This window comes from Yinghuangia sp. YIM S10712 (assembly GCF_051388935.1).
In the GTDB taxonomy this organism is placed as follows: Bacteria; Actinomycetota; Actinomycetes; order Streptomycetales; family Streptomycetaceae; genus Yinghuangia.
On sequence record NZ_JBPKBI010000008.1, the window covers coordinates 165,630 to 176,304 of the forward strand.

Consider the following 10,675-nt stretch of genomic DNA (forward strand, 5'->3'; position numbering starts at 1 on the left):
GGCGGCCCCGGCCGACCCGCCGCCGCTGCGCGTCAGTCGAGCCCGCGCACCATGCGCCCGAGCCGCGTCAGATTCCGCAGCCGCCGCTCGTATCCGGCGCCCAACACGATCAGCAGCAGCCCGGCGCCCGCGAGCACCGCCCACCGGGGCAGCGCCTCGTACGCCGCCACCACCGGCGCCGACAACTGGAACACCGCCACCGCCGACAGCACGCCCGCACCCATCACCAGCGGCGCCTGCAAACGGAACCGGGCCCCCGCCACCAGACTTGCGATGGCTGCGGCCCCCAAGAGCGCCGGACGCAGCAGCGCCTCATCGGCCACCGCAAGGGGCAGCGACGGCACCAACACGGCCGCCAGCCCGACCCCGAACGCCGGCCACGACCCCAGCTCGGGCCGCCGACGCCGCAGCCACCCGCCCCCGGCCAGCAGCAGAACCCCCGGAGGGAGCGTGTATGCCTCGGCCACCGCCACCCCGGCGACGCCGAGCCCGGCCCAGTAGGCCGCGAGCAGGGACGCCGCGCCCGTGATGCCCGAGACCCGCCGGAGCGCCTCCCCGCCCGCACGCGAGGCCGGCGTGAACACCGCCGACAGCCCTGCCGACCCCACGACCGCGAGGGCGATCCACAGACGCTCCGGGCGCGTGGCCGCCGCCCCCATGACGCCGAACGCCCCCGCGGCAGCCAGTACGGACGCCACCGCCGGGAGCGCGGCCACGCACGGGGTATACGGGGCAGCCACGAACAGCGCCGCGGCGACGCACACCGCCGTCATGGCCACGGCCGCGTCCGACAGACCCGCGGCGTGCGATCCGGCCGCCGCCACCGCCACCAGCAAGCCCGCACACGCCGGCGCCCACACCGGCCGCAGCGCCGACCGCCCTGCGGGGGTCCGGAACGCCGCCGCCACGGCACCGACCCCCAGCGCCGCGGTACGCGCCCACGCGTCCGACGCCGCCGCGACCGTCCCGGCCGCGAGCAACACCGCCGAAGTCATCTCGACCGTCATCGACAACGCCGCCCGCGCATCCGCCGTGCCCGCGGCCTTCACCAACGACACGCGCCGCGCGACGGCCGACGGCGAGGCCGCCAGGACGACGCCGGCCAGTGCCGCGGCGACCAGACCCGACCACGCGACCGACAACCCCATCGAGTACGCGCCACGCGCCAGGGCGGACACACCCGCCGCCACCGCCATCGCCGCCCACCACGGCCGCTGCTGCGCCGGCCGTACCGCCACCGCGACGGACGCGGCCACGGCCGCTGCTCCGAGGGAGACCGCCATCGTCCACGAAGGAGCGCCGCGCGACGCGGACGCCGCGGTGCCGCAGACCGCCGCGATCGCGCCGACCGCGGTCACCGCGTCCGCCACCCGCCGGGTCGATACCGGCGCATCGGCGAAACGGCGTGCCGCGACGCAGCACGCCGCGACGACCGCCGCGCCGCACACGGCCACGACCGTGCCCGTGTGCGCGGCACCGGCCTCGGCCCAGCGCGCGGCCATCGCCACATCGCCGAGGGCCACCGCAGCCGCCCCCGTCGCCCAACCCGGCCGCCACGCGGACGGGACAACGCGGACCAGCGCACCGGCCGCCCCCGCGACGACCGCCCAGACCACGACCGACAGCCCCGCGAACGCCAGCGACCACGACACCCCGAGGGCCATCAGGGCGATGCCGGAGCATCGCGCCACCGGCTCCCGCTCCCCGGTCAGCTTCGACGCGCCGAGCACAAGCGCGACGCCCCCCGCCACGTGCCAGCCGACCGCGACCGGCAGCGGCACGTCCGCCGACAGCGGCACGACCGCCGACCACGAGGCGAGGGTCACCGCCGCGATCACACGCCACCACGCGCCCCGGCCCAGCAGGTGCGCGGCCACCATCGCGGTGAGCCCCGTCGCCGGAACCACCACGAGCGGAGCGGCACCGAAACCCCACGTGTCGCCGGGCGTCAGGAACGCCCGTGATCCCGACATGCCGCCCTCGGCGGCCCAAGCGTGCCCGAGCCACGCCACCGGCGACAGCACCGCGGCGAAGACGGCCACCAACGCGGCCACCAGGCCGACCGCGTACGGGACGGCCATCACCGCGAGCGGTCCGGGCCGGTACGCCCGCGGCACCGCGTACACCAGCGCGACCGTCGTCAGCGTCAACACGGCGGTCCAAGCCGGCAGCCATGCGGCCGGGAGATCGCCGGACCCGTCGCCGCCCAACCGATCGCCGAGCATCGCCACCACGGTGAGCAGCGCCAGCGTGCACGCCCCCGACGCGATGTGCCGCAAGGTGGCGAACGCGCTCAGTGTCCACGCGACGAGCCCCGCGACGACCGCGACCAGCACCATCACGCCCACCGCGGACCCGCTGCCGGACTCGGCCGCCGCGAGGCCGTAGGCCGCGAGCCAGTAGGCACCCGCACCCCACACCGTGACGCGCACGGCCGGGGAGCGCGGCAGGCGGGCCGCGTTGCCTTCGGCGGCGTGCGCGTCGGCCTTCGCTCCCGCGTCGGAGAGCGCACGCATGCGGAACGCCCAACGGAGCAAAGCCACTTCGGCCGCCGCCTGGACCGCGAAACCGACCGCGAGGGGGAGCAGCGAGGCGTGCGTGCTCCCCACATGCCCGGCGAGCAACGGAACCGGCGCCTGAAGCAGCAACGCCGCCGAGACGCGCAGCGTCCGCAGGCCCAAGACCCTGCTGCCGGCCCACGCCGCACCGCCGACCGCGGTGAACGTCACCGCGGAGACCACCAGCCCGTCGGCGCCGCGCAGACCCCCGAGGTCCGCGGCCCACGCCGCGTAGCCGTCCAACAGCCCCATCGCGACCGACAGCGCCCCCAACGCCTCAGCAGTGAGCGGGAGTTCGCGCCGCTCCGCGATCGCGGCGCCGAGTGCGGACAGCACCAGCAGCAACGCCATGACCACCGCGCGCCCGCCGGTCCCGGCACGCTGCCACGTCACCGCGACGAACACCACCGCGGCGACGACCAGCAGCAGCACACCGGTGCCGAGGAAGAACCGTGCGACACGGCGGCGTGCGACCTCCGGGGGCCGGGACGGCCCTGAGACCATGGTCGCAGGGCGGACCGTCGGCGGAGTCAACGCAGGTGTGGGTTCAGGGAGTTCGTGACGCGGGCCCGACGCGACCGGAACCGCGTCGCCGTCCGGCGCGGTATCGGCCGGCGCGGTGCCCGCCGCGTCATGCGGCTCCGCCGCCACACGAGGCGCACCGGCCACCGCGGCCTGCCGCGCCGAGGCCCGCAACTCGCCCAGGAGCACCGTGCGGCGGTCGAGCAGGCGCTTCGCCTCCGCGCTCACGTTCCACAGGTCCACCGCGAGCGGCCCGGTCAGCGGCAACCCGCAACGCGGACACGCCGACGGCCGCGGAGCCGCCAGCGGCCGACCGCAGTCCGGACACCTCCCCGGGTCCGCGAGCCAACTGATCCCGATCATCGACATCCCCCTCGAAGCGCCACGCGGCCCCGGCGTCGCGGGCTCCCGGCGTCCCGCGATCACGACCGGGCCGGGGCGCGCCCTCGCGCGCACCCGGAGTTCCCCGCTCCGCGTTCCCAGCGTCGCCCGTTCAGCGGAACGGAGGCATCCGTACAGGTACTCATTCACCGACGGCGGGCTCCCTGCACCGGTTCGCCGACCGGCTCGGCGCGTCGCTACTCTCGAAGGCCGGAAACCGCATGTCGGAACCCGCAGCCCCACACGGCCCGACACCGCCCCGGAACCCCGGAGACCCGCAGGAGATGCAGCGATGACCCACCCCCGTCCCCGTGTGGTCCTCGGCGTCGCGGGCGGCATCGCCGCTTACAAGGCGTGCGAGCTGCTGCGCAGGCTCACCGAGTCCGGCCACGAGGTACGCGTCGTGCCGACCGCGAGCGCACTCAACTTCGTCGGCGCCCCGACCTGGGCCGCCCTGTCCGGGCAACCCGTCGCCACCGACGTGTGGGACGCCGTGCACGAAGTGCCCCACGTGCGCATCGGGCAGAACGCCGACCTCGTCGTCGTGGCCCCCGCGACCGCCGACATCCTCGCCAAGGCCGCCCACGGGCTCGCCGACGACCTGCTGACCAACACCTTGCTGACGGCCCGCTGTCCCGTCGTGTTCGCGCCCGCGATGCACACCGAAATGTGGGAGCACCCCGCGACCCGCGAAAACGTCGCGACGCTGCGCCGCCGGGGCGCGATCGTCATCGAGCCCGCGGTCGGCCGCCTGACCGGCAAGGACACCGGAAAGGGCCGCCTGCCCGACCCCGACGAGATCTTCCACGTCGCGCGCCGTGCCCTCGTACGCCGCGACCGGGCCGCCGACCTCACCGGCCGCCTCATCGTCGTCTCCGCGGGCGGCACCCGCGAACCCCTCGACCCCGTCCGGTTCCTCGGCAACCGCTCCTCCGGCAAACAGGGCTACGCCCTCGCCCGCACCGCCGTCGCGCGCGGCGCCCGCGTCACGCTCATCGCGGCGAACGTCAACCTTCCCGACCCGGCCGGCGCGGACGTCGTCACCGTCGGCACCGCCGTCGAACTGCGCGAAGCCGTCGTCAAGGCGGCGGCCGACGCCGACTGCGTCGTCATGGCCGCGGCCGTCGCCGACTTCCGGCCCGCCGCGTACGTCGACGGCAAGATCAAGAAGACGGACGCCGAACCCGAACCGATCACCCTGGTCAAGAACCCCGACGTCCTCGCCGAGATCTCCCGCGAACGCCCGCGCCCCGGACAGGTCGTCGTCGGCTTCGCCGCCGAAACCGACGAGGTGCTCGCCCACGGCCGCGCGAAACTCGCGCGCAAACGCTGCGACTTGCTGGTCGTCAACGAAGTGGGCGCCACCCGCACGTTCGGCGCCGACGGCAACGAAGCCGTCATCCTCGGCGCCGACGGCAGCGAGACGCCCGTACCGTTCGGCCTCAAGGAAGACCTCGCCGACGCCGTCTGGGACCGCGTCGTCCCACTGCTCCCGGACACGCCCGCGTGACCCGCCCGGACCGCCCCGCGCCATCGCGACACGCCGCATGAACTTCGCGCCATATCCCGGCGACGCGCTGACAGGGCGTGAGTAAAGCCACGTCGCGCGCACAGCCGGACAACATCTACGACCACGCGGGGCTTCGGGCTACACTCGGGCCAGAATTCCGGTGACCTCGCGTTCTACCTGCGCGTCGTCGTCAGCCAGCAGCCGCTGCAACCCCAGGGAGCGAAGTGTCGCGCCGACTGTTCACCTCGGAGTCCGTGACCGAAGGTCACCCGGACAAGATCGCCGACCAGATCAGCGACTCCATTCTGGACGCGCTCCTCAAAGAGGACCCCACGTCCCGGGTCGCCGTCGAGACGCTCATCACCACCGGCCAGGTCCACGTCGCCGGTGAAGTGACGACCAAGGGCTACGCGGACATCCCCACGATCGTCCGCGACCGCGTCCTCGAAATCGGCTACGACAGCTCCAAGAAGGGGTTCGACGGCGCATCCTGCGGCGTGTCGATCTCCATCGGCTCCCAGTCCCCCGACATCGCACAGGGCGTCGACGCCGCCTACGAAGCGCGCGTCGAAGGAGACGACGACGAGCTCGACCGCCAGGGCGCCGGCGACCAGGGCCTGATGTTCGGCTACGCCTGCGACGACACGCCCGAGCTGATGCCGCTCCCGATCACCCTCGCCCACCGGCTGTCGAAGCGCCTGAGCGAGGTCCGCAAGAACGGCACCATCCCCTACCTGCGGCCCGACGGCAAGACCCAGGTCACCATCGAGTACGACGGCGACCGCCCGGTACGCCTCGACACCGTCGTCGTCTCCTCGCAGCACGCCGCCGACATCGACCTCGACTCGCTCCTCGCCCCCGACATCCGCGAGTACGTCGTGGAGCCGGAGCTCGCCGGGCTCTCGATCGACACCGAGGGCTACCGCCTCCTCGTCAACCCGACCGGGCGCTTCGAGATCGGCGGCCCGATGGGCGACGCCGGGCTCACCGGCCGCAAGATCATCATCGACACCTACGGCGGCATGGCCCGGCACGGCGGTGGCGCGTTCTCCGGCAAGGACCCGTCCAAGGTCGACCGCTCGGCCGCCTACGCGATGCGCTGGGTCGCGAAGAACATCGTCGCCGCGGGCCTCGCGCGCCGCTGCGAGGTGCAGGTCGCGTACGCGATCGGCAAGGCCGAGCCGGTGGGCCTCTTCGTCGAGACCTTCGGCACCGAGTCGCTTCCCGTCGAGCGCATCCAGGCGGCCGTCGCCCAGGTCTTCGACCTGCGGCCCGCCGCCATCATCCGCGACCTCGACCTGCTCCGGCCCATCTACGCGGCGACCGCCGCATACGGGCACTTCGGCCGCGACCTCCCCGACTTCACGTGGGAGCGCACCGACCGCGTCGACGCCCTCAAGGCGGCTCTGAGCAGCTAGAAAACCCGTGGACCCGGCTCCGGCCCGGTGCACATAATCGAACGCCGTACACGACCCGGGGGCCGGCCACCGGAGATATCCGGTTGCCGGGCCGCGGGCGTGTGCACGGCAGCGCGGGGGCGCACGGGCCACCGCAGCCACGCCACAGCGACGCGCGAAGTCGCCCACCGAGGAGGAGCGTCTGATCCTGCGCAAGGTTGCGGCGCTGTGCTGACAGCGCTCGGTCCACCGTCGCGGACCGGTCGCCCAAAGAGTGGGGTTAGCCCCATCCCGGGGTGCGGCTCGTCTGCCTAGCCTCGTACGCATGCTGACGCAACCGGCCATGCGGGCATCCGACGTCGACCGCGAGGCGGCGGTCGAGCTTCTGCGCACGCATCACGACCAAGGGCGCCTGACGCTGGACGAGTACACCGAACGCGTCGGGGAGGCCTACTCCGCGGTCACCCTCGGCGACCTCGCCCGGCTGCTCAAGGATCTGCCGCCCCCCGAACACCTCGTCCACGAGGTCGCGCTGTTGCGCTCGTCCGGCTCCGACACCGGCGCGGTCCCGGCGCGTACGGCGGCCCCGGTGCCGCGGCCGGCGCCCGCCGTGGTGCGGAGCCGGAGCGCGCCGAACGGGCGGGAGATCCTGCGCGGGCTCTGGACCGCTGTTCTCGCGGTGACCGCGGTCAACGTCGCCATCTGGTTCCTTGTGCTCATCACCCACGGGCCGGAGTACTTCTGGCCGATCTGGGTGTTCGGCCCCGCCGCGTCCGTGCTCGGCGCCGTCGAACTGTGCGTACGAAGGCACGGGCCGCAGCAGGAATGACGTCGGCCGTGTCGCCCTGATCTGCGAAAATGCCAGAGTGGGTGAGCAACGCGCGGGGGAGCCGAACGACGACACGACTGCTCCGGCCGAGCAGTTGGAGATCGCCGTCGCCGCCGCACGCAAGGCCGCGAAAGCCGCCAAGCCGAAGCAGCCCCCCGCGCTCGCCGCCGAACTGCCCGTCGCCCGGGTCGTCGTCGACAAAGGCCTGTCCCACCTCGACCAGTACTTCGACTACGCCGTCCCCGAAACCATGTCGGCGGACGCCCAGCCGGGCGTGCGCGTACGTGTCCGCTTCGGCGGGCACGTCGCCGACAACCGGCGGCAAGGCGGCGGGCTCATCGACGGCATCATCGTCGAACGCCTCCCCACCAGCGACTACACCGGACCGCTCGCCCGCATCGAACGTGTCCTGTCAGCCGAGCCCGTCCTTCCCGAGCGCATGCTCGACCTCGCCCGCGGCGTCGCCGACCGGTACGCCGGAACCCTCGCCGACGTCCTCTCCCTCGCCCTTCCGCCCCGACACGCACGCGTCGAGGCCGAGCCCGCGCCCGACCCGCTCCCCGCGCCGGCCCGCCCCGACGCCGGGCCGTGGACGCGCTACGCCGAGGGCACCGCGCTGCTGGACGCACTCGCGGCCGGAGAGACCCCGCGTACCGTGTGGACCGCACTTCCCGGGCCGACCTGGCCCGCCGAGATCGCGATCCTCATGGCCACGACCCTGTCCACCGGACGCGGCGCGCTCGTCGTCCTCCCCGACGGCAAGGCCGTCGCCCGGGTGGACGAAGCCCTCGCGCAACTGCTCGGCCCCGGGCGGCACATCGCCCTCACCGCCGACGTGGGACCCGAAGAGCGCTACCGCCGCTGGCTCGCCGTCAGCCGGGGACGTGTCAAGGCCGTCGTCGGCACGCGCGCGGCGATGTTCGCGCCCGTCGCCGACCTCGGTTTCGTCGCACTGTGGGACGACGGAGACACCGCCCACTCCGAACCGCGCGCACCACAGCCCCACGCGCGTGAAGTGCTCGTGATGCGCGCGCTCCGCGAACCGGCCGCATTCACCGTCGGCGGGCTCACCACCTCGGTCGACGCCGCCCAACTCGTCCGCTCCGGCTGGGCCCAACCCGTCGAGGCGCCGCGAGCCCGCGTACGCGCCGCCGCGCCGCTCGTCCGCACGATCGGCGACCTCGACCTCGCCCGCGACGAAGCCGCACGTACCGCGCGCCTGCCCACGATGGCCTGGGAAGTCGCCCGCCGCGCACTGGAAACCGGGCCCGTCCTCGTCCAGGTGCCGCGTCGCGGCTACGTCCCCCGCGCCGCCTGCCGACGATGCCGCGCCGCCGCTCGCTGCCAGACCTGCGCCGGCCCTCTCGAACTCACGCACGCCGAAAGCGCATTGACCTGCGGGTGGTGCGGCAGGCACCACGTCGGATGGCACTGCACCGAGTGCGGAAGCCCCGAGCTGCGCGCGAACGTCGTCGGGGCCCGGCGCACCGCCGAAGAACTCGGACGTGCGTTCCCTCGGATCCGCGTGCGCACCTCCGGCCGGGACACCGTGCTCACCGAGGTCCCCGACACGCCCGCCCTCGTCATCGCCACGCCCGGAGCCGAGCCCGTCGCGGCCGGCGGCTACGCGGCGGCGCTGCTCCTCGACGGCTGGCTCCTTCTCAACCGCCCCGACCTGCGCGCCGGCGAAGAGGCCTTGCGGCGATGGCTCGGTGCGGCCTCCCTCGTACGCCCCGCCTCCGACGGCGGCACGGTCGTCGTCCTCGCCGAACCCACCCTGCGCCCGGTGCAGGCCCTGGTCCGCTGGGACCCGCAGGGCTTCGCCCGCACCGAACTCGGCGAGCGGGCGGAGCTCGGGCTGCCACCGGTCTCCCGCATGGCGTCGATCACCGGGCCGCCTGCCGCGGTCACCGAGATCATGCGCCTCCTCCGCCTTCCGGACGGCACCGATGTCCTGGGGCCCGTGCCCGCACCGCCGCTCCCGCGGCGTCCCGCGCCGGGTCCGGAACGCGGGGGAGGCAGGGCTCGTACGAAAGCCGCCGCCGCGCGTGCCGGGATACGGCGCCCGGCCGCCCCCGACCCCGCCCGGCCGGACCTGTGGGGGGCGACCCGCGGACCCGGCCCGGCCCCCGAGGCGGCGGACGACGATCGCCGCGAACGCATCCTGCTCCGCGTCGCCCCCGGCCGCGGCGCGGAACTGGCCGCCGCCCTGAAAACCGTGCAGGCCCTGTGGATGTCCCGAGGCGCGCCGCAGTCCGTGTGGATCCGCATGGACCCGCTCGACATCGGGTGAGGACGGCGGGCGGTCGTCTCCGACGGTGTGTCAGGAAGCTACTGCGTCGGGGGAGTCGGCGCGGTGGTGCACGCGTGGCGGGGAGCCGTGGGCGAGGACCACCGACGCCGTGAGCCCCCTGGGGTTCGGGGTGCGCGGGGCATGCGCGGGTCGTGCCGGGTGCGGGGCGCGGGCGTCTTCCGCGAGGGCGGAGGGTGCCGGGGCCGTCGGTAGACTGGGCTGATCACGGGGGGTGCCCCTGGTCAGTTTTCGTCGGTCGAACGGGAGTTCTTACGTGGCAGTCCAACCGATCCGCCTTTTCGGTGATCCGGTGTTGCGAACCGCGGCGGATCCGGTGACGGTCTTCGACAAAGAGCTGCGGGTCCTGGTCAAGGACCTGACCGACACGATGATGGACGCTCCGGGCGCGGGGCTCGCGGCTCCGCAGATCGGGGTGTCGCTGCGGGTCTTCACGTACTTCGTGGACGGCGAGATCGGCCACCTGATCAATCCGAACCTCGATCTGTCGGACGAGGAGCAGGACGGTGCGGAAGGCTGTCTCTCGCTTCCCGGGCTGACGTACGACACCAAGCGTGCGTTCGGTGTGGTCGCCAAAGGCTTCAACATGCACGGGGACCCGGTGACGATCGAGGGCACCGAGCTTCTGGCGCGCTGCATCCAGCACGAGACGGACCATCTCGACGGGATCCTGTTCATCGACCGGCTCGACCGCGAGCAGCGCAAGGCGGCGCTGCGGGCGATCCGGGAAGCGGAATGGGCGGGGCAGGCGCCGCCGACGGTCAGGGTCTCGCCGCACGGGACCTTCGGAAAGGCGCTCTGATCGCGATGCGGCTGGTTTTCGCGGGGACTCCGGAGGTCGCGGTTCCGTCCCTGGAGGCGTTGATCGCGTCACGGCACGAGGTGGCCGCGGTGGTGACGCGTCCCGATGCCCCCTCCGGCCGGGGGCGCAAGTTGCGGCCGTCGCCGGTGGCGGAGCGCGCGGCCGACGCGGGGATCGAGGTGCTTCGGCCCGAGCGTCCTCGGGACCCGGAGTTCCTGGCCCGCCTGCGGGAGATCGCTCCCGACTGCTGCCCGGTGGTGGCGTACGGCGCGCTGCTGCCCAAGGTGGCGCTGGACATCCCGGCTCGGGGCTGGGTGAACCTGCACTTCTCGCTGCTGCCCGCGTGGGGGGGGGGGGGGGGGGGG

At 74.1% G+C, this 10,675-nt stretch carries 7 protein-coding genes; 6 read left to right on the plus strand and 1 reads right to left on the minus strand.

Annotated features, from left to right (window positions below; genetic code table 11):
- Positions 1–32: 32 nt before the first annotated feature.
- A complete protein-coding gene (locus ACRX5W_RS18635) occupies positions 33–3,347 on the minus strand; it encodes a DUF2157 domain-containing protein (RefSeq protein WP_436789314.1) in 3,315 nt (1,104 codons plus the stop codon).
- Between the two features lie 406 nt (positions 3,348–3,753).
- Here ACRX5W_RS18635 and coaBC point away from each other — a divergent pair, with 406 nt between their 5' ends.
- The 6 genes from coaBC to ACRX5W_RS18665 form a co-directional block, all read left to right on the plus strand.
- Complete coding sequence (coaBC, locus tag ACRX5W_RS18640) at positions 3,754–4,971, plus strand: bifunctional phosphopantothenoylcysteine decarboxylase/phosphopantothenate--cysteine ligase CoaBC (protein WP_436789315.1); 1,218 nt, start codon at positions 3,754–3,756, stop codon at positions 4,969–4,971.
- Between the two features lie 224 nt (positions 4,972–5,195).
- Positions 5,196–6,389, plus strand: coding sequence for a methionine adenosyltransferase (gene metK, locus ACRX5W_RS18645; protein ID WP_436789316.1), 1,194 nt, complete (start codon positions 5,196–5,198; stop codon positions 6,387–6,389).
- A 304-nt stretch (positions 6,390–6,693) separates the two neighbouring features.
- A complete protein-coding gene (locus ACRX5W_RS18650; protein ID WP_436789317.1) occupies positions 6,694–7,197 on the plus strand; it encodes a DUF1707 SHOCT-like domain-containing protein in 504 nt (167 codons plus the stop codon).
- Positions 7,198–7,234: 37 nt separating this feature from the next.
- Positions 7,235–9,490 (plus strand): primosomal protein N', encoded by a 2,256-nt coding sequence (locus ACRX5W_RS18655; protein ID WP_436789318.1) that lies wholly within the window; start codon positions 7,235–7,237, stop codon positions 9,488–9,490.
- 274 nt (positions 9,491–9,764) lie between these two features.
- Positions 9,765–10,310 (plus strand): peptide deformylase, encoded by a 546-nt coding sequence (gene def / locus ACRX5W_RS18660; RefSeq protein ID WP_436789319.1) that lies wholly within the window; start codon positions 9,765–9,767, stop codon positions 10,308–10,310.
- Positions 10,311–10,315: 5 nt separating this feature from the next.
- Positions 10,316–10,675 (plus strand): methionyl-tRNA formyltransferase (locus ACRX5W_RS18665; RefSeq protein ID WP_436789320.1); only part of this gene is annotated, 360 nt, incomplete at its 3' end.

Bases quoted from the DNA above. Each gene is read 5' to 3' on its own strand.
- coaBC (WP_436789315.1), top strand. From the start codon at position 3,754: ATGACCCACCCCCGTCCCCGTGTGGTCCTCGGCGTCGCGGGCGGCATC.
- ACRX5W_RS18650 (WP_436789317.1), top strand. From the start codon at position 6,694: ATGCTGACGCAACCGGCCATGCGGGCATCCGACGTCGACCGCGAGGCG.